Origin of the sequence: Bdellovibrio bacteriovorus, from assembly GCF_025558485.1 — a bacterium.
In the GTDB taxonomy this organism is placed as follows: Bacteria; Bdellovibrionota; Bdellovibrionia; order Bdellovibrionales; family Bdellovibrionaceae; genus Bdellovibrio; species Bdellovibrio bacteriovorus_G.
In genome coordinates, this window is record NZ_CP102930.1 from 1,637,739 (window position 1) to 1,657,736 (window position 19,998).

At 50.0% G+C, this 19,998-nt stretch carries 16 protein-coding genes; 8 read left to right on the forward strand and 8 right to left on the reverse strand.

Annotation, left to right across the window (positions count from 1 at the left end; translation table 11 throughout):
• Positions 1–12: 12 nt before the first annotated feature.
• Complete coding sequence (locus EZJ49_RS08185) at positions 13–2,832, reverse strand: hypothetical protein (protein ID WP_262555860.1); 2,820 nt, start codon at positions 2,830–2,832, stop codon at positions 13–15.
• 159 nt (positions 2,833–2,991) lie between these two features.
• On the opposite strand from EZJ49_RS08185, the gene EZJ49_RS08190 reads away from it, so the two are divergent.
• Both EZJ49_RS08190 and EZJ49_RS08195 read left to right on the forward strand, forming a co-directional pair.
• Complete coding sequence (locus EZJ49_RS08190; protein WP_262555862.1) at positions 2,992–3,390, forward strand: group II truncated hemoglobin; 399 nt, start codon at positions 2,992–2,994, stop codon at positions 3,388–3,390.
• Positions 3,391–3,503: 113 nt separating this feature from the next.
• Positions 3,504–5,561 (forward strand): hypothetical protein, encoded by a 2,058-nt coding sequence (locus EZJ49_RS08195; RefSeq protein WP_262555864.1) that lies wholly within the window; start codon positions 3,504–3,506, stop codon positions 5,559–5,561.
• Here EZJ49_RS08195 and adeD read toward each other — a convergent pair.
• Genes adeD through EZJ49_RS08215 form a run of 4 tightly spaced genes read right to left on the reverse strand, consistent with a single transcriptional unit; the run spans position 5,558 to position 11,882 of the window.
• Entirely contained in the window at positions 5,558–7,312 is a 1,755-nt protein-coding gene (gene adeD / locus EZJ49_RS08200; protein ID WP_262555866.1) for an adenine deaminase, read from the reverse strand. The two genes, EZJ49_RS08195 and adeD, sit on opposite strands and share 4 nt — an antisense overlap.
• On the reverse strand, positions 7,299–8,099 hold the full coding sequence (gene xdhC, locus EZJ49_RS08205) for a xanthine dehydrogenase accessory protein XdhC (RefSeq protein ID WP_262555868.1): 801 nt from the start codon (positions 8,097–8,099) through the stop codon (positions 7,299–7,301). The genes adeD and xdhC overlap by 14 nt, the downstream gene beginning before the upstream one ends.
• A complete protein-coding gene (gene xdhB, locus EZJ49_RS08210) occupies positions 8,092–10,419 on the reverse strand; it encodes a xanthine dehydrogenase molybdopterin binding subunit (RefSeq protein WP_262555870.1) in 2,328 nt (775 codons plus the stop codon). The genes xdhC and xdhB overlap by 8 nt, the downstream gene beginning before the upstream one ends.
• Entirely contained in the window at positions 10,410–11,882 is a 1,473-nt protein-coding gene (locus tag EZJ49_RS08215; protein ID WP_262555872.1) for a xanthine dehydrogenase small subunit, read from the reverse strand. The genes xdhB and EZJ49_RS08215 overlap by 10 nt, the downstream gene beginning before the upstream one ends.
• A gap of 125 nt (positions 11,883–12,007) precedes the next feature.
• Here EZJ49_RS08215 and EZJ49_RS08220 point away from each other — a divergent pair, with 125 nt between their 5' ends.
• Both EZJ49_RS08220 and EZJ49_RS08225 read left to right on the forward strand, forming a co-directional pair.
• Positions 12,008–12,853, forward strand: coding sequence for a hypothetical protein (locus EZJ49_RS08220; RefSeq protein WP_262555875.1), 846 nt, complete (start codon positions 12,008–12,010; stop codon positions 12,851–12,853).
• Between the two features lie 161 nt (positions 12,854–13,014).
• Positions 13,015–13,785, forward strand: coding sequence for a S1 family serine peptidase (locus tag EZJ49_RS08225; protein WP_262555876.1), 771 nt, complete (start codon positions 13,015–13,017; stop codon positions 13,783–13,785).
• Positions 13,786–13,862: 77 nt separating this feature from the next.
• Here the strand turns inward: EZJ49_RS08225 and EZJ49_RS08230 are convergent, their stop codons facing one another.
• Positions 13,863–14,255, reverse strand: a complete 393-nt coding sequence (locus EZJ49_RS08230) for a hypothetical protein (RefSeq protein ID WP_262555878.1) — start codon at positions 14,253–14,255, stop codon at positions 13,863–13,865.
• 104 nt (positions 14,256–14,359) lie between these two features.
• Complete coding sequence (locus EZJ49_RS08235) at positions 14,360–15,454, reverse strand: Rieske 2Fe-2S domain-containing protein (RefSeq protein ID WP_262555880.1); 1,095 nt, start codon at positions 15,452–15,454, stop codon at positions 14,360–14,362.
• 255 nt (positions 15,455–15,709) lie between these two features.
• On the opposite strand from EZJ49_RS08235, the gene EZJ49_RS08240 reads away from it, so the two are divergent.
• The 4 genes from EZJ49_RS08240 (at position 15,710) to EZJ49_RS08255 (ending at position 19,679) form a co-directional block, all read left to right on the forward strand.
• The gene (locus EZJ49_RS08240) at positions 15,710–15,961 is read left to right on the forward strand and encodes a KH domain-containing protein (protein ID WP_262555882.1); all 252 of its coding nucleotides are present in this window, start codon (positions 15,710–15,712) and stop codon (positions 15,959–15,961) included.
• Positions 15,962–16,066: 105 nt separating this feature from the next.
• The gene (locus tag EZJ49_RS08245; protein ID WP_262555884.1) at positions 16,067–16,771 is read left to right on the forward strand and encodes a DUF4423 domain-containing protein; all 705 of its coding nucleotides are present in this window, start codon (positions 16,067–16,069) and stop codon (positions 16,769–16,771) included.
• Between the two features lie 4 nt (positions 16,772–16,775).
• Positions 16,776–18,200 (forward strand): fibrinogen-like YCDxxxxGGGW domain-containing protein, encoded by a 1,425-nt coding sequence (locus EZJ49_RS08250; protein WP_262555886.1) that lies wholly within the window; start codon positions 16,776–16,778, stop codon positions 18,198–18,200.
• Between the two features lie 18 nt (positions 18,201–18,218).
• On the forward strand, positions 18,219–19,679 hold the full coding sequence (locus tag EZJ49_RS08255) for a fibrinogen-like YCDxxxxGGGW domain-containing protein (protein WP_262555888.1): 1,461 nt from the start codon (positions 18,219–18,221) through the stop codon (positions 19,677–19,679).
• A 64-nt stretch (positions 19,680–19,743) separates the two neighbouring features.
• Here EZJ49_RS08255 and EZJ49_RS08260 read toward each other — a convergent pair whose 3' ends face one another.
• Positions 19,744–19,959 carry a hypothetical protein gene (locus EZJ49_RS08260; protein WP_262555890.1) on the reverse strand — a complete coding sequence of 72 codons (216 nt, stop codon included), beginning with the start codon at positions 19,957–19,959 and terminating at the stop codon, positions 19,744–19,746.
• Between the last annotated feature and the right edge of the window lie 39 nt (positions 19,960–19,998).

The following is a 19,998-nucleotide window of genomic DNA, read 5'->3' on the forward strand; positions in this document are numbered from 1 at the left end:
GCTTTCTTGTTGTTAGTACACAGTCAGATTTACGGTTGTGCTTTGTCCTGCACTGTCCTGAACCAGGACTTGCAAAGACCCCGCAGCAGTCGGTGTCACCGACAACTGCCAGTTAGGAACATAAGGTTGAATAATCGCCACTGTCGCAGAACCTTGAGTCACTGTCGCCGTATAAGGCGGAGTTCCCCCCCAAATTCCATAGCCCATTTGCACTGTGTTCGGAATATTGATGTTGCCACCAAGATCCACACTCAGCGGGCCGGGAAGTGGGTTCACAGGGATTTCCGTTGTCGGAGTACTGGACCCGACTTCGGCATGCTCGCTGAAATAGCCCAGATAAAAAGCTCCCAGAGAGGTGACTTTCATATAGACCGTCGTTGCAGAACTGCCTGCGGGGATTTCGGCCTGATTGATGGAAATCATGCAACTGCTGTCGGAATAGTACGATACTCCCGGACCGGGAGCCGAAATATCCTGTCCGTGGGTTTGCACGGTGAAAATAAGTTTCTTTTTGGTCGGAACTAAGGCTGAAGCTCCGTTGCTGTCCTGGGCTTGCACATTAACAGCCGTGCACTGATTTACAGTGGGAGTGCCCGCCGGCAGATTCAAAGCCAGGTGGTGAACCAGAGGAGCATTGTTGATGTAAGCTCCGGCGGAAAGTCCCAGTCCGTCAACAACAAGATTAACATTGGTTAAAGTGCCGGCTCCGGCTTCAATACCGAAGCGAGCTATGCCATTGGTGATAGCGACAGAAGATCCCTGAGCAGTGCGGGAACTGCAGTTATTGACGATCTTAATATCGGAAGGTGGTGAGTAAGGGCTGATGCCATCGGGTTCTTTCCAGGAAACTGTGGCCGTTCCGCTGGCACTGACTGGAATACCATTAGAGTGGAAGAACGCCACGACGGATTGGCAACCCTGAGGGAAGATATTGGACAGCGGCGGGAATGAGCCCAGGCTAAATCCTGTATCCACGGCCAGACTTAGACTCATAGGACTGCTTTCAGGAGTCATAATATTTAGAACGTAAGGATATGGATTGGCCAGGCCTTTGTTGTTGATGACAGTCAGAGTGAAGTTGCCACTGGAGCCGGACTTCACGTAGAAGGTCGAATCCGTGACTTTGGCCGGGAAGGTTTTGGTTATAGAGGGCATGGGAGTGCCGGAGCAATCGCTGGAAGTGTAAAGGACGGCGACAGGAGAGCTGTTGTAGTCAGTGGCTGTAACCGTATAGTTTAAATCCGTGTATGGATTCAGAGTTAAAGAAGGGCTTTGCAGATAAACATCCACGGGCCGGCATTCTCCGACAGCAGGGGATGCATTTACAGGCACGCCGCTTGTGGGGGACGTTGTAATGGACAAACTTGAAGTTATCGGCGTAGTTATATCCATGTGCCACAAGGAGAGGGCATTGCCGTAAGGGCGACCGGCTTTTGCAAGACAAAGAACACTTTGTTTTCCGATCTCAGGATTTACACCAGCAAGATAGACCTTAAGTGTTGTGTTGTCGGCGCTAAATAGGGGAAGGGAGCGAATCTGGCTCCAGTTATTGCGCTGAAGATGCTCCGGTTCACAGCGGATGTCTTCCATGCTGTACATATTGGTTGGCGGCGTGCGGGTATAGACGACATAGCTGTCCAGCCCTTCCATGGCCCCTGGTAAAGTGCGCAGTTCAAAGAAAACACCGGCACTGTCAGCACTGAAATGCATGTCATATCTATACATGGGTTTGGCGCCCGGTTGGGCAAAAAGGGTGTGCAGACCCTTGATTCCGATACTTTCCTGAATGCTGTAGAAACGATTGTCCGAAGGATTGGTTGTGAACTTCAAATAGGTTTGAAACTCATTGGCCGGAGCCTGGGAATTACAAACTGTGATATCACGACCTCCGATAAAGGTCAGGGCCTGAGCGGATACCGTCGGCGTCGTTCCTGTTGGGAAGTGTTTCAACGGCAAGGGCGTGTTCATGGTCATTGTCAGATAGTCATTGCCGGAATAAATCGTATCGCCGTTGATGGTTGTTGATTGAATGCAAACGGTTTTGTCAGTCAGGAAAGAAGCGTTCTTGGCAAAGAAACCAAAGAATTTGTTTTCAGCTGTTTGTGGTTTCCAAAGCATCGCCCCCGGACTGCTCCAGTCGCGACGATAGGTGGCGGGTTTGGCCACTTTGATCAGATGAGGTCCCGGCGTCAGACTTTCTGTGGTCCACTGTTCGCCCATAAAGCTGCCGTCAGGAAGAACATAGTCCATCGGAATATTGTTAAAGGCGACCATTTCAAACCAGCCACCGAACATCATTTTCTTATCCACCAGCAGGGCGGGTTTGCCTGCGGGGCGATAGAATAGTTTAAGTTCTCCGCTGGGACCGGTATTGGTTGAGGAAAGATAACGGCCTTGCAGGCGACCTTCCACAGAACTTTCATTGCCCAGCATTTGTAACGGCACATCCAGATTTTCTGTGGTGCCGGTCAGGGATTTGCTGACATCGCCATAATATAAAATTGCGCCGTCATCAGATCCTGCCGGAGCATAAGCGGCCAGAACCTGCACCAGACGGTTGGTGCCAGAAGGAATTTCCAAAGTGATTTCAGAACCCAGAGCAGAAGAGTCACCAGCATCCTGCAGGAAAGTGATTGGCTGGCTCATGTCGGCGGCAGTGACTTGAACCGCCAGATGTTTCAGGCTTAACGGGGTTGAAGCGGAATTCATTTTTCCGGAAAGACTTCTCGGAACTTGCAAAGAAATTTTGCTACTGTCCACGGTCAGGCGATCGCACCCCAAAGTGAACAGGAAGAGGCCGCAGATAACGTACTGGTGTATGTGTCTTTTCATGTCAATGAACCCCGTATATATGGAGAAATAATCGGATTTTTATCACTTCTTCTGAAGATGAAAAGGGCCCTTGAATGAATCTTGAAATGTTCGCGTCTTAATCTGAGACACGGGGAAAGAAGATTGCCTTTCTTCGGGATTAAAGAGTACTTTTTTGTAATGTCTGAAGAAAAAAAGCCCTACGAATTGCTAGGTGGTGAGCCGGTCCTGCGCCGCCTGACCCAAAGATTTTATGAAATCATGGACACGCTTCCTGAGGTGCAGGGCATCCGCCGGATGCATCCGGAAAATCTGCGTGGTTCAGAGGAAAAGCTTTTTATGTTCTTATCAGGCTGGCTGGGCGGGCCGAATCTGTTCATGGAACGTTACGGGCATCCTCGTCTGCGCATGCGCCATTTTCCCTTTAAGATTGGTAAGTCAGAAAGAGATCAATGGATGCTCTGTATGGTGCAGGCTTTTGATGAATTGAATATAGCAGAACCCCTGCGCAGTGAACTTCTGCATTCACTACTGCGCCTTGCAGATCATATGCGCAATCTTGAGGAAACTCAAGATTAGAGAGCGTTTCGCTCAAAACACAATTATATGGGATCTTTGTGAAAAGATCTATAAAATGCCGCGATTTCTGCCGAAAAGAACTTATATAGTTTGGACGTTCTTTTGGGGGAATCATGTACGTCACAGATCTGTTCTATTCTAAGACTCTCGTGCGGACGCTTCTAATTTTGATAACTCTTTTGGGTGCTGGTGGCTGCACGCTGTCGGCTTCACTTGAAGAAAGTCTGTCGGGTATTAACTCGGAAATTATCCCGCCTGTTGTTCTTAATAAAAAGAATTTTTTTACGGCTCCTGCGGATGATTCCATTCAGGAATACTTTGTTCATGGAGATATTCACGGCGCTAAAACCTTTGGTTCTAAAATGTTTGTGTATGGCGCGATTCAGGGTATTGGTGGTTATGTTGCCGATGCTGCGAAATATTCCACCGTCACCAATGAAGTGGCAGACACTCCGATCAATGGAGAATTTTTAGGCAAGGTTGGCACCAAAGTCTTTATCGGTCTGGGGGATGAAGATCTGGGAACCTATGTCATCAGCTCGTATGATTTGCAGACGGGTGCCAAGGCGGACCTGGCACAACTTGATGGGCCGGTCCATAAGGCTAAGATATACAAAGGTCAGATCTATCTGCTGGGCGGATTTAGCACAGTCAATGGTTCTGCTCGTAGCAAATTTGCCATCGTGAATGCAGAGACTGGTGTGTTGAGCAGTACAAATATCAGTCTGGTCTATACAACCCCTTACTATTCGATTGGGGATCTGGATATATCAGACGACTATATTGCCATTGCAGCGGATCTTGTCAGTGTGAATGGCACTAATATCGTTGGCAAAGTTGCGTTGATAAAGCAGCAGGACGGAACAGTCAGCAGCCCGAATATTGCCGGGTTTAAGAATTCTGTTTATGAATTCAGGCTGGCATTTTATAACAACTCTCTTTTTGTGAGTGCTTTGAACACCAGCAATTATCCTCGCTTGATCAAGCTGGATCTCACCACGGTGACTTCTGTCAATGTGGAGGCTGCAAAGCTGACAATATCAGCTAATTCTTATGGCGAGATTCAACATCTGTTGGTCAACGGTAATCAGTTGATCGCGGTGGGCAGATTTAGCATGCTGGGAACAGACCCTGTTACCGGGGTTTTCTCTGTCGATGCCGACACCCTGGTCATTCAGGATCAGTTGAATCTCAATAAAGATAGCCTGCAAAACACCACTCTATACGACGATGGAACTTCGCTGATCTATGCTCCCAAACCCTACTCGAACGGAAGAATGATAGATATCTACAGACTAAATAAAGCGGATCTGTCAGTTGAAAATACTTATTCGATCACCGATGGTTCCCCTTTCCGCGACGTGTATGCCGTTTTTTCGGAAGGGGACGATCTTTACCTGCAGGGAAGATTTCTGCTTGCTCGGGAAATGACGGAAAAGTTCGGGATGTTTGGGTACGATTTGGAAAGTGGGAAGGTGTTGGACTGGCAGGCTCCTGAAATTCAGGCTGACTGGATATCAGCCTGGGCCATTGATGGTGACTGGGTGTACATGGCCGGAGAAATCAATGAAGTCAACGGGCTTGAGACCAATGGACTTGTGGCTTTCAGTTTAAGATCTGGAGAAGTTAAAAATTTGGATATCAGTGTGTCGAGCGATTTAATAGAGACGATGGCGGTGCTGGACAACGAACTCTATATATCAGGCTCGGACATGCAGCCGATAAAGTTGAACTTGGAAACAGGCGAAGAACAGGAATTTGAGATCGACGGAAGGCAGCTCTACGCAAACAAGGATCATTTGATTGCCCGGGGAAGTGTCTGGTTGCCTGATGAAGGCGTAAACACGGATCTGGCGGTCTTTAATAAAAGCGGCGAGGTTGTGATGGCCGTGGACAGTGGCCTGAGCATTTGGGGGGAAGAAGCCTTTCTGGCTGATGAAAATACGTTCTATACTTTTGACGGCGATGACTGGTGGAAGTTTGATCTTTCCACTGGAGCTCACACGGAAGTTGAATACGACAGAGGTCAGTTCGGTTTTGCCTTGACGAGCTATCAGGGGAAATTATTGGGATTCCGGGGTTCTACCGTTAGCAGCCTGAGCGTGTTTAATGCTCAAGGGCAGGTGGAAAGAACCCTGAATCTTCAGACATTGGGACATCTTGCTTTCTAGGCTTCCAGCGGAATAAAGCTGAACTTTGTCACATCCACGAGCCCGCGGTCTGTGAGCTTCAGCGTTGGAATCACCGGCAGGGCCAGAAACGCCATCTGAATAAATGGTTCGTCCAAGGTAACGCCCAAACTGCGGAAGGCTTTCTTTAGATCCGCAATGCCATCTTTGATTTCCTCAGAACTTTTCAGGCTGAGCAGTCCCGCTATCGGCAGTTCCACCAACGCCTGAACTTGTCCCTGATCGACAACGACAAAGCCGCCACCTTTTTCAATCAAGGTGTTAACCGCCACGGCCATGTCCTGAGGGTTGGTGCCGATGACCATGATGTTATGGGAATCATGGGCCACGGAACTTGCCAAGGCGCCATGTTTTAAACCCAAACCTTTCACCAGCCCCAACGCCGGAGGAAGGCCTTTGCCATAGCGCTCAATGTTTGCCATGAAAAGCACATCGTCCTGTGCGAACTTCTGACCGTCAAATTTCAAGGTCAGGTGCTTGGTGATGATTTCGTGAGGCACAATTTCAATCACGTTATAAACACCCGGCAGCAGATTCACTGTCAGGTCTTTGGCCTTAAGCGGTGCCCGTTTCATCGTGTTTTCCAAAGGGGGCTGCGATGCGGTGAGTTTTTTCTGCAGGGATTTTTCCAACTGCAATTCAGAAACAAATTGTCCGCCGATCATCACGTCCTGAATATCCACCTGCTTAAGGTCCTTCAGGAACACCAGATCCGCTTTTTTCCCCGGGGCCACCAGCCCCAGACGTTTTAAGCCAAAGTGTTTTGCCGCAGAATAAGTCGCCAGACGATAGGCCACAGGCACTGCGACGTCGTGGGTGTTTATTAGCTCTTTAATCAGATAGTTGATATGGCCTTCATGCGCGATTTCAAATGGATTGCGGTCGTCCGTGCACAGCAGACACTGTGGGGAGGAAAAATCATTCACCAGCGGAGCCAGCGTTTTTAAATTCTTCGCAACGCTGCCTTCGCGAATGATCAGGCCCATGCCCTTTTGCAGCTTTTCACGGCCTTCTTCTAAGGTGACCGTTTCATGGCAGTTTTGAATGCCTGCCAACAGGTAGGCATTCAAAGGTTTCCCGCGCAGCAAAGGGGCGTGTCCGTCCATATTCAAGTCTTCAAAAGCCTCGATCTTGGCATGAACATCCTTGTCAGCGTAAATCACGCCGGGGAAATTCATCATCTCGGCCAGCCCTAAAACTGCCGGATGATCTTTGAAGCTTTTCATTTCGTCCAGCGGGAAGTCACTGCCTGTGGTTTCAAACCCTGGAAGGGCGGGCACACACGAGGACATTTGCACAAATAAGTTTTGATGCATAAGTTCTGAAGAACGCAGGAACCAGCTAAAGCCCTTACCACCCAGAACATTGGTGATTTCATGCGGGTCACAAATGGCGGTGGTTGTGCCCAAAGGCAGGGTGGCTTTTTCAAATTCAAACGGTGACATCATCGAGGATTCGATGTGCAAATGCCCGTCGATAAAGCCCGGTGTGACAAAGGCCCCCTGGGCATCAAAGATCCGTTTGGCGGGTTGGTCTTGGTAATCCAGTCCCACACCAACGATGTGCTGACCGCCGATGGCGATGCAGGTGGGATAAATTTCCCCGGTGATGACATCCAAAAGTTGAACATTGGTGATCAACAGATCCAGCTGTCCGTCGCCACGCGCCTGCGCCAGACGTTCAGGCATTTCTTCAGATGAAATTTTCTGGGTTTTCTTATTATGCAAGCTCATGGACCTGATCCCGTGTTTTAAGAATTTGCGCCACGATGCTAAAGGCGATTTCAACCGGCGAATTGGTCCCGAAGCTTTCACCCATCGGGCAGAAGAAGCGGGTCAAAGATTCCGCAGGCAGGCCGGCATCCAAAAGATCCTGCCTTAAACGGCGGGCCTTCTGGTCACTGCCGACATTGCCGACATAGGCAAAACGATCCCGCTGTTTCATCACCTCGATCAACACCGGCAGGTCGGTTCCATGTCCCATTGTCATCAGTGTTACATAAGCGTTGTCGGGGATGGAAGGTACAAGCTCTTTCATTTGATCGGTGCAGATTGTTTTTAGCTTTGTGGACGGAGGCATTCTGTCGATCCATTCCTGACGGGGGTCAATGCAGGTGACTTTGCAATCCAGTTTGATCAGAAGTCGCACAAGTTCCTGCGCAATGTGACCGGCGCCGAAAACGTAAATGGTGACCGGATGGTTTTGTTCGTGCAGTTCAAAGAAGAAGCTGACGACTCCGCCACAGGTCATGCCGATGTCTTTTTGCAGATTCCAAGAAGCGTAAATATGCGGTGTTTTGGCCTGAATCATTTTTTGCGCTTCTTCGATGGCACGCTTTTCAACTTTGCCGCCACCCACGGTGCCAAATTCCAGTCCTTGCGCCGACACCAGGGCGCGTGCACCGACTTCCTGGGGGGATGAACCCTGTTGATTCACCAGGGTGACACTGACAAAAGTTTTCCCGGTTTCTTGCAGGGTTTTAACGGCGGAAAGATAGTCTTCAAAGTTCAATCTACTCATGTCGGGAAAGCTCCATCAGCATGTCTTCCGGTGTGGCCGGGGATTTTAACGTTGAAATCAAGCCTTTGCTTTTGGCATTGGCGGCATCCTTAAGTGCGGTCCATACGCTGATCCCCAGCAGGAATGGGGGTTCACCCACGGCTTTGGAACGATGAACGTTTTCGCGATTTTCATGATTTTCGATAAATTCAATATTAAAGACCCTTGGCGTATCCTGCACATTCGGAATCTTGTAAGTGGTCGGAGAATGGCTTAGCAGCTTTCCGTCTTTGTTATGGAAAAGCTTTTCAGATGTCACCCAGCCCATACCCTGTACGAAAGCCCCTGTGACCTGCCCGCGATCAATGCCCGGATTGATTCGGCGGCCCAGATCCATCAGGATGTCCGAACGCAGAACTTTGTATTCGCCGGTTAACACATCCACCTGCACTTCGCTGACCGCAACCCCATTGGTGAAATATTTAAACGGAGTTCCCTGGCTGGTTTTTTTATCAAAACCCAGTCCTTCGGTTTTAAAGTGCGCATATTCCCCTAAGGACATGCGATTGAAATACGCCTGTTGAATGGCCTCGGCCCAGCGCAGGGTTTTTCCGGAAGGAGAGTGGGTGATGGTTTCATCTTCAAAATGGAATTCATCAAAATGCAGCAGATCCTCATTCAGTGGCGGGCATTCCGCGATATCATTCATCGGGGTCTGCGCCAGAATATTTTGGAACAACCACGCCAGACGCTTCTTGATACCATCGGCCGCTTTTAAGGCGGCCGCACAGTTGATATCCGAACCACTTGATGCCGCAGTGGGGGAGGTGTTGTGATTTTTCTCTGTTGATGTGGCCATGACCTTCACTGAAGTCGCCGGGATGCCAAAGGCATGGGCTACGACCTGTTGCACTTTGGTATTCACACCCTGACCCATTTCTGTGGCACCGGTGGAAACCTGCACAGTACCATCCTTGTGAACGTTCACAGAGGCATTTCCCTGATTCAGGAATCGGGCGGTGAACGCGATACCAAACTTGGTGGCGGTCATCGACAAACCTTTGACATGGGTTTTGCTGCTGGCATTGAAAGCGTCAATTTCGCGACGGCGTTGTTCGTAGTCAGAGGTTTTTTTCAATTCAGCAAAAAGGTCCGGTAATGGATTGTGCCCTAAATGCTGACCATAGTGAGTCACATTTCTGACGTCTTTTTGATAGCAATTCAGTTCGCGGATTTCCAAGGCGTCTTTTTTCAGGTAAAGCGCGATGTCTTCGATGATGCTTTCAATCGTCATCGTGCCTTGGGGGCCGCCAAAACCGCGGAAGGCGGTGTTAGAGTATAAATTGGTGCGCACCACAGAGCCCTCAATAAACGCATCAGCCAAATAGTAGGCGCCATCAACGTGGAACATGGCACGATCCAAAATAGAACTGGACAGATCGGCATAAGCACCCCCGTCAGCATAAAGGTGTGCTTTCAGCGCCAAAATTCTGCCGTCATCGTCAAAGCCCACTTCATAGTAGTTCTTAAAGGGATGACGTTTTCCGGTCATCATCATGTCGTCGTCCTTGGACAGACACAGACGTGCGGGGCGTTTCATTTTTTGCGCCACCAAGGCCGCCATGGCAGCAAACGGCGCCGCCTGACTTTCTTTGCCGCCAAAACCGCCTCCCATGCGTTTCACAACACAGACCACTTCATGCAGGCTTAACCCCAGGGCTTCAGCCACAACGTGCTGAGTTTCTGTCGGGTGTTGGGAACTGGCATGGATTTCCATCTGACCATCTTCCATCGGGTAAGCGATACAGGCCTGGGATTCCAGATAGAAGTGTTCCTGACCACCACACTCGAACGCACCTTGCAGACGGTGAGGGGCTTTGTTCAGGGCGGCAGCGGCGTCACCGACCTTGAAGGCATTGGCTTTATAGATAAAGCTCTGCTGGGCAATGGCTTCATCAATGGTAAAGATCGCCGGGGCTTTTTCCACTTCAAAGCGCACGAATTTTTTCGCACGCAAGAGGGCTTCCATATCTGTTCCCACCAGCAAAAGGGCCGGTTCATCGTAGTAACCGATTTTATCCGCCACCAGAATCGGCTGCTCTGCCACGATGGTCCCCCAGGAATTGTGATAAAGGTCTTTGGCTGTGAACACCGCCAGGACACCGGGGGCTTTCAGGGCTTCGGTATAATCAATGGACTTCAGGATTCCGGCGGCGGCAGGAACGCCGATGGGAAGCACCTGGACTTCACCTTGCATCAGGGGACGATCATCAATAAAGACACTGCCGCCAGTGACGTGGCCTCGGGATGAATCATGGGGAATGTTTTGACCTACGGACATGGGATTTCCTGTTCAAGTTCCAAGTGACATTTTTTAAATAAATTTTCCGCAACCTTCAGACGGTATTCATGCGAAGCGCGCAGATCTGAAATAGGCTTGATCAAAGAGCGAACCTGTTTTCCCAAATCGGCAAACAGAGCTTCACTGAATTTTTGTCCTTGCGCGGCCTTTTCCAGTTCCGGCAGGCGCACCACTGTGGGACCGACGCCGCCCATGGCAAAACGGGCTTCACTGATTCTGGTGCCATCCAGTTTCAGGGCAGCGGCAAAAGTCACTGCAGAAATATCCAGATCCTTGCGCAAGGAAACTTTGAAGAAACGGCTTTTCCATTCCGTACCCAGCACCGGAATTAAAACCCCAGTCGCGATCTCGTTGGGTTTTACGTCAAAAACTTTATAGGCTTTGTAAAACTGACTTAAAGGAACCTCGCGCAAACCCGTGACAGATTGCAGGTGAACCCGGGCCTCCAGGGCCAGCAGTGCCGGAATGCTGTCTCCGATCGGGGAGCCATTCATCACGTTCCCCACCAGGGTGCCTTGATTCTTGATTTGCGGCGAAGCAAAGATGCGCAGCAAACGGGACAGTTCCGGCAGGGTGTTCGCTACAAAATTTTCCAGTTGAGTCAACGTCACGCGTGCGCCCACCCAAACTCCGTCGGCACGGATATCGATCTTTTCCGTGTCGGCGATCTTATGCAGGCTCATCGCGTTGTCCAGAAAGACTTTTCCTTTGTTATGAAGAACTCCTAAATCCGTCGCCCCTGCCACCAGTCGTGTTTCCGGGGATTGATTCTTTTGATCCACTGCCACGGTAAAACTAGCCGGGGCACTGAAGCGGCGAGACCCGGCTTCAATCATCAAAGAATCATTCAGGCGGACAGCAAACCCCTGCGCCTGAGACGCTGTTAGATATTTGTCCTTCAGGGGCTTCCACTTGGATAAATCCAAATGTGTCGCGGCTTGCAGAATCGGCTCATACCCCGTGCAGCGGCACAAATTTCCCGTCAGATGATTACGGGCTTTTTTTTCTGAAATGTTTTTGCCGGAACAATGACTGCTTTCCGCCAAAGATGAAAGCGCACACACCATGCCCGGAGTGCAATAACCGCATTGACCACCGTGGAAGGCGCGCATTTGATCCTGCACTTCGTTCAGTTCTTCCTGTTCGGACAGACCTTCGACAGTGACTAAGGAACCCATATCGAACAAATACATCGGAGCAATGCAGGAATTGATAGTCTGGAATGATGTCCATTCCACGGCTGCGGCAGAAGTTTGTTTCAGTTTGGAAGCCAGAACGGTGCAGGCCCCGCAGTCTCCTTCGGCGCAGACCACTTTGGTTCCCGGCAGGGAATGGGTGCGTAGATATTGGGCCAGGGGAAGGAATGCTTTTTCACCACCGATGCGATGTTCGACACCGTTGATAAAGACATGGATTTCGTTGCGAATTTTTGAATCAGCCATCTAAATTGGTTCTCATAAAAGGGACCCCATTTCAATAGAATTTGCGGGGCCAAGCACAATGACCTCAATGACACGGTGCTGGCCGTGTCCGCTTTACTTTTAGAGGATAAGACCGATAAGCGTTTATGTCTTCAAAGGGCCTTTTAATTGCAGTATTGGCTTTCGTCCTGGGGGTTGGAACGACCTTCCCAGGCAGTACCGCCGTGGCGCAAACAGCTCCGGTCAGTCCCGAGGAATTGCAGGGGATTTTACAGAAGTTGCAGGCCTTGTATGCGCCGGTGGCACAAAAAGCCGGAGGCGAGTTTCAGATTCAGATCCTGTGGGATCGCCCTTCAGCCGGGGCCAGTGCCAATCGTGACATTGCCAATAAATATGTGATCGGGGTTGATGGCGGGATGCTGGTTTATAAAAGACTGACGTCGGAAAACCTGCGCATGACACTGTGCCATGAGGCGGGACATCTGTTTGGCGGAATTCCACTAAGACCGGCACCGGCAGAATGGGAAGGACCCTTGGATGAAAGCGGCAAAAGTCTGCTTTCCGCCGAAGGGCAGTCGGACTATTACGCCACGTCCGTGTGTTTTCGTCATTTAACGGCGGGTCAGAATCATCGGGAATTTTTGAAGGGCCGTTTGCTTCCACGGAAACTGGTTCAGGATTGTGATGCGGTCTGGGGCGTGCGAAGCGAAGGTTCCTTCCAGTGTCAGCGAACGGCGTTGGCAGGTTTGGATTTTTTAAATTTTGTGATGGAATTCCCTATATCTTTGAGTGAACAGGATGACTCTGTTGCCGACAAAACTCTGGATGCGGAGTATCCCTCACGTCAGTGTCGTCTGGACACCCTGGTCGCAGGGGCTCTGTGCAAGGTCCAGGCTCCGTTGGATTTTATCAGAAAAGACCGCTCTGCAGAGGGTTGTGCTGCAGGAAGAGGTTCCCGTCCGGCCTGTTGGCACCGAAATCACGCGTTGTAAGTCGAGGAAAAGATCTTCGGGGGCAAAATTTTCCCCTCTGCAAAGGTCTAAAAGAGGGCCAGTTCCAATCTGGGACGCGACCTACTCTTTGAGCATTGCCGGAAAACAGACAACGATTGATATCAGATCGCGAAGGATTCGCGTTCAGAGGGGATAAAAAAATGAAAATGAACCATCTTGTAATCGCAGGCCTCATGATGATGTCTGCTCCGGTATTTGCGAAGTCTGGCCCTGTAGAAGGTAAAATCGTTGGTGGCGTTGAAGCTTCCATCGGTGAGTTTCCTTACATCGTTTCTCTACAGAGCAGCAGCCACTTCTGCGGTGGATCTCTAATCAAGAAGAACTGGGTTTTGACAGCGGCTCACTGCGTACGCGGTGGTACTGTGAAAAAAGTTGTGATCGGTCTTCATGATCGCACAAACGCGGTGAATGCAGAATCTATCGCTCCGAAGAGAATCATCGCTCACCCTGGTTACAACACTCGCACAATGGAAAATGACTTTGCATTGATCGAGCTTTCTCAGGATTCCTCTTACACTCCGGTGGCTTTGAATCCATCTGAAATCACTCTTCCGGAAGACGGTTCTCAAATCATGACAACTGTTGCAGGTTGGGGCACGACGCGTGAAGGCTCTTACTCTTTGCCAACTTTGTTGCAAAAAGTAAGCGTGCCGTTGGTTTCCACAGAGGCTTGTAACAAGTCTTATAAGAACGAAATCAAAGACAGCATGATCTGTGCTGGTTATGAATCCGGTGGTAAAGACTCCTGCCAAGGTGACTCTGGTGGTCCTCTTGTGGCTCAGGACGAAAACAACCAAACATACCTTGTTGGTGTTGTGAGCTGGGGTCAGGGTTGCGCTCGTGCCAACTACTACGGCGTTTACGCTAAAGTAAGCAGCGCCTACAGCTGGATCATGGAAAACGCTCAGTAATTTTCACTGCAAAAAGCTGAAAACTAAAAACCCCGGGTTTCACCGGGGTTTTTGTTTTTTGATCTGTCGTAAAAAAATCAGCGGCAGTGTTCTTTGTTCCATCGCGCCAGTTCGGGTGCCTTGGATTGGGCGGGGCTGAACCAGCGGGCTTCCTCGAAAACCCAGACGAAATCCATCTTAAAGGTGCTGTAAGTGTTCACATAGTGAAGACCGTCGCAGATGCCTTCCAACCCCTTGTCGGTCATATACCAATCAGAGTGAGACCCCACAATTTCCATGCGTTTTTGTTGCGCGTCCTGACAGGTGTAAACGCAGGTCCACTTGCGTTTGGTGCCATACCAGGTCTTTTCAAAAAGTTGATATTTCTTACTAAAAGGATCGGCGATACAGCCACAGGACCAGGCAGTTACGGGGGCTGCCAGCGACATCAGGAAGGCTGTGGCAAGAAAAAGGAAAAAGCGGTTTTTCATTTGCGTTTAAAAACTGCAAGCCTGATTCCAGCGCCCCGGACATTCTGATGATGTTCTGCGGACCCCGGCCTGTCGAAAACCTCGACAGTGACCTGTTTTGTTGTTTAAGAACCCCGGTGTTTTTCTGCGTTGTAAGCCTTGCGTCCCGCCCGGTGTTGCAGGGGCAGTTCCTGATTGGCCAGCAGGGCACAGGATAGTCCCGCACAGCGATCCAGTAATTCCTGCGATGCTTCGGCCAGGGCACGGCTGTGTTGCACGTAGCGCACGTTGTGTTCCATGTTTTCTGAACTCCAGCCCAGTGAATGGGCGATAAAAGGAAAAGGTGGCAGGTGAAATCCCAGTTCTGAAAAAAAGCCCATCAGATGTCCGGCCACGGACTGCACGTTGTCCTGGCCTCCGGTGATAATAAAGCCGGCGACTTTGTTGTGAATAAGCTGGTTGTTGTGGGTGGTGATCTGATTTTGAATGCAGTTAAAGCGTTCGGCCATCTTATAATACAGCGAACTGGCCGAACCCCAGCGGATCGGCGTGGCCAGAATCATAATGTCCGCCCAGTGGATCAGGTCTTCATAAATACGATCCAGCTGATCGGTGTCGTCCAGTTGAGTCAAAGAACACGGCCAGGTGCAGGCGTGCGCACTTTTGGAATAAAACCCCTCGCAGTGCCGAAATTTCAGATCACGCACCTTCTGCAAATGGGTTTCATAACCTTTTTCTGCGGCGTACTTCAGCGTTTCCAACAACAGCAATTCGGAAGTTGAAACCCGGGGGTGAGATGAGTCCATCACTGTTGTGGAAATTCCCACCACTCGCAACGGTCCGTCTTTACGCTCAGGCTTGCGGGTCAGGGGATGGGGCGCATGGGGAAGTCTGCTGCGCGAAGTGGCTTTATTCAGGTCAATCCAGAGTTCTCCGTTTTCGATTTTCAGTGGATAGGCGGGCACCCGGTCAGCTTCAAAACCGGGTTCGCCTTCGCCGGTTTTATAATGAAACTTATAGTAGTGCCACGGGCAGACTACATAGTCGCCTTCCAGTTGGCCTTCTCCCAAAGGGCCGCCGACGTGATTGCACACGCCAGAGATGGCAGTGAATTCGTTGTCTTTATAAATTAAAGCGATTTTGCTGCGATGAACCTCAAGCTGTTGAAGCTCTTTTTGTTTTAGTTCCTCTACAAATCCAAGTTTATTCCAAGACGCCATATTCACATTGAAGCGGCAAACCCTGATTCAGAAAAGGATTTCAACAGTGCCTGTGGTGAATGGCATGACATGTATTGACGCTAAGCTTCGACACTGAGTGTTGTTTGATTAACCTTTGGGCAAAGTTGCTCTGTCATCATTCTGGGGCAAGGACGCTCCTAGAATATTGGTGGAACACTTTGGAGTCCTAGCAGGACGCAGGAGTATTGCTCTTCCCGAATGGAGTCCCACACAATGAGGTTTACGGAGGAACATGTGACTGATATTCGTAACCGCCTTGCTGGGGTTTTACAGAGCGTAATTGAAGAGATGACGTCTTGCTACGACAAGGTGGAAGTGAGCTATACCGAGGGCGATAAAACGACCGTGTATAGAGTGGTGGTCCCGGAAGAGGTGCGTGGAAAGCTCATTGGGGCCCAAGGAAAAAACATCATGTCGTTGAGAAATATTATTGGTGCGATGAGCGGCAATCACGGTTTTAGAGCGATTATTGAGCTGGTGATCTGAGTGAAGAGCGTTCCCTTGGGCCGAAAAAGGAAACCCTTCTGATATTTTAAGCTTGCAACTTCGTCATTAAATGTAAAAATTCCCTCATTTCAGCTTGAGGGGATAATGTCTAACAAATTCGGCGCCTTGTTAAAAACCAAACTCGAGGAAATTCAAAAAAAGAACCCTCGATTTTCTTTTCGGTCATTGGCAAAAAAAGTGGGGATTTCCCCCGGTTGTTTGAATGAGCTGATGCACGGTAAGCGTCCTTTGAGTGAGTTCTATGCCAACAAAATTGTTTTGGGGCTGGAGCTGGGATCAGAAGAGCGCAATGAAGTTTATTCTTTGATCTCCACGCGTTCGCGTAAATTTGCCGCCCAGAAAGTGTTGATGGAAAAAGAGATGGAGATGCTTTCCAGTTGGGAGCATTATGCCATCCTGAACATGATTCGCATGAAGACCTTCCAGGCAGAGCCTGAATGGATCGCGGATCGTCTGGCCTTGCCAGTGGATCGTGTGCAGCGAAGTCTGGATCTGTTAATGGATCTGGGATTCATCAAACGCAAAGGAAATTCCATCGCCCGCGCGGTGGCAAGTCTTGCAACCACCGAAGACATTCCAAGTCAGGCGCTGGTGAAGGCCCATCTTTCAGATATGAGCAAGGCGGTTGCGGACAAAGAACTTTGTCAAAGCCAGATTGCCACGGTGTCTCGCGGACTGGCCAGTGTTCAGCAAAACTCTGAGGTTCGCATGCAGCAGCTTGAGAAAGAAAACCAGGATTTGAAACAGCGCTTGGAGCGTCTGGAACAGGCCCTTTTGAAGGGGAAATAAACCTGTGAGACATGGACGGAAGATTTTCCTCATACTTGCAACAGCGCCCTTGCTTTTGGCGCTGAACACCCAGGACACGGGTCATCGGGTCAATCGTTCGACGACCAAAGCCATCAACGCGCACAATGTCTGCAAGAAGGTCATCAATGCCAATGCTACCAAAGACTTCTTCGTGCCCACCAAAGCTGCGGCTGAATGGACGGCTTTTCGTTCAAACCTGCCCGCCGGTGTGACCTTGGGAAGCTGCACCTCGTGTTTGGACATTTTGAATAACAATGGCTCTGAAGGGGATGGCGTCTATTACGTGGATCCCACAGGCGGTTCTCCATTTCCCGTCTACTGTGACATGACTACCGATGGAGGGGGCTGGACCCGATTGTTCAGACATAACATTGCGGGAGGCTATTTTGCCAATGCTGCAGATACATTGACGAAGAATGCTTCAGATCCCACGGCCGATCTTCATTCGATCTTAAATCGGATTGATAATTTTAAGACCTCAGGCAATAGATATCACTTTCGGCTGACCTGGCCGGGTGAGGCGCTAAAAAACATCTGGTTTCAAACAACCAATCCCACGGCTGATGTGAATGTCGCGGGCTACACGACCGAGTTCGTGCAAGGGTATTCGAACTATTGGGGTGGGCTGGAACTGTCTAACGGGGCGCATGGTCCGGCCTCGACATCTTCGTTTTTAGATGGCTCGGTCAATCACGCCAACTGGTACTATGCCGTAGGGGCCTATGTTGTCTGGGGATCGACGCCGCCGGGTCTGCCGGCGTCAGATGTGCTGGGTGCCAGTCACGGTGTTCCTGAAGTGAATCTGTGGATTCGCGAGGACAATACGCACACAATCTATAATTCATGTAAAGCTATTCTGGCCGCCGGGGCTTCCAAAGGGGATGGCATTTACACCATCGATATTGATGGAGCCGGGGCGACAGCTCCTTATGAAGTTTTTTGTGACATGACGACTTCAGGTGGGGGTTGGACACTGGTGGCTTATTCCAATGGTGCTGTGACCGGCACAACTCCGAACGATTTCTTTGTGAATACCTACGGTCTGCCCAATGCTGGCAAACACACATTGGCCCAGCAAGCTTCAATCAATGCGGAAGCTTTCTCGATAGCCGTCAACACAACTGATGCGATGTTTGTTTCACCGTCTTACAACGGTGGTGCGCCGATCATTGATCTGGCCGGAGGCAACTGGGACTATAATACTGCCAAATGCACCGGTAATCTTCGCCATACCAGTCGCACGGCCGGATGTGCAGGTCAGAATGCCAACGATCACTACGCCAGTTCCGACGCCTTTAATATCGCCGTTAACTCGGGGAACGAAGGGATCGTTCCTGCCTATAAAGCCACGGAAGTCTGTTACAGTGGCAAAGGGAATGCGTGCAGCTTTAAATTTTATCTTCGTTAGAATGGGACGTAATTGGATATGAGACTGCGAATCGCAATGATGATTATGACAACGCCATTCATGCTGGGAATCAACACTCTCAGTGAGGGGTATCGTATCCCCTTCAGTGGTTCTTTGCGTCTGTATCTGCCCTATGGAGCAGAGGGGTCCTGTTATTATATTCAAAACAATCATGCCTCCAGTGATTTGTTTGTACCCACGAAAACCAGCACCGAGTGGAATGCTTTCACTGCAGCCAGCAAGCCGGCTTTTATCGTTGCTACTCAGTGCTATCCCAAATCCTGCAAAGAGATCAAAGACACTCTGGGAAGTCCCGCAGACGGAGTTTATACAATTGATTCGGATGGGGTGGGAGGCAATGCCCAGTATCAGGTTTCTTGTGACATGACCACCGATGGAGGCGGGTGGACACGTATCTTCCGTCATAATATCGCTGGAGGGTATTTCGCAAACACGGCCGATGCACTTAGCAAGAACACGGCCGCTCCAACGGGGAATCTTCATTCAGTCATTAACAAGATTGGTGATTTCGTCGTGAATGGAAAGTACCGCTTCCGCCAGACTTGGCCAGGATACACGCAAAAAAACATCTGGCTGCAAACCACAAACCCCACCAGTGACGTCGTCACTGCCGGAGTTGTTCCAATTGCAGTGAATCTGCACTCAGACTACTGGAATGGGTTGGAGCTTGGTAATGGAACTCATGGACCGGCGAATTCGAATCAAGCCTTGTTGGACGGATCAGCGCAGCGTTCGGACTGGTGGTACGCCATCGGTTCCACGGTCGCCTATGGAACCCCGGCGGGGATACCCATGGCAAGTTCGGTCCTGGGCAGCAACGTTGGAGTGAGTGAAGTCAACTTGTGGATCAAAGAAGATGACACTGTGACGAACTACAATTCCTGCAAAGCCATTTTGGATGCGGGGGCTTCTATTGGAAATGGTCTTTATACGATTGATCCTGGTAACACCGGGACGAAGATTCCCGTTTACTGTGACATGACCACAGACGGTGGCGGCTGGACACGGATCATGTATCATGACTATTCCGTAGCGGGCGTGTTTGCCAGCGATGCTGAAGCCCTTAATGTCAATTCGGGCACGCCTTTGGCAAAAAAATATTCTATTCTGAATCGTCTGGCCGGATTCTATCGCGGCGGAAAGCTGGAGCTGAGAATCAACTGGCCTGGAACCTCCACCAAGCGCAACTGGTGGACCCAAACCAGTAACTTCACAACATCACCTGTTGCGGGCTACACGGCCGTGGCGATTGATTCCACCAGTAACTTCTGGGGTGGGTTGGAGTACAATGGGACGGCAAGTACTTTGGCTGATGGTTCTGTGAATCACACAAATTGGTTCTATGCTGTGGGCGCCAAGACCGACAGTTGGGGCGCCTCGACTCCAGGGCTGCCAGCGTCAGAAGATGTGGCAGGTGTGGGGATTTCGGTCCCTCGTATGGAGCTTTGGGTGAAATAGTGGACCTAAATAAAAAAGGGAACCCGAAGGTTCCCTTTGTCACGTTCTTGCGGTGAAGCAGGAATTAGTGACCAGCAGGAGCTGTTGCAGGTGCAGCAGGAGCTGCAGCCGCTGCAGGAGCAGCTTCTTTAGTGTGTTTTTTCTTAGCAGCTTTTTTCTCAACTTTAGCAGTTTCAGCAGCAGGAGCGGCTGGAGCAGTTGTTGTAGCAGGAGCTGTTTCGTTAGCGTGAGCAACAACACCAGCAAAAGCGATAGACATCAAGATAGAAGCAAATTTCATAGTAACCTCCTAATGGTTCTTTGTGAGCTTCAATTGCGG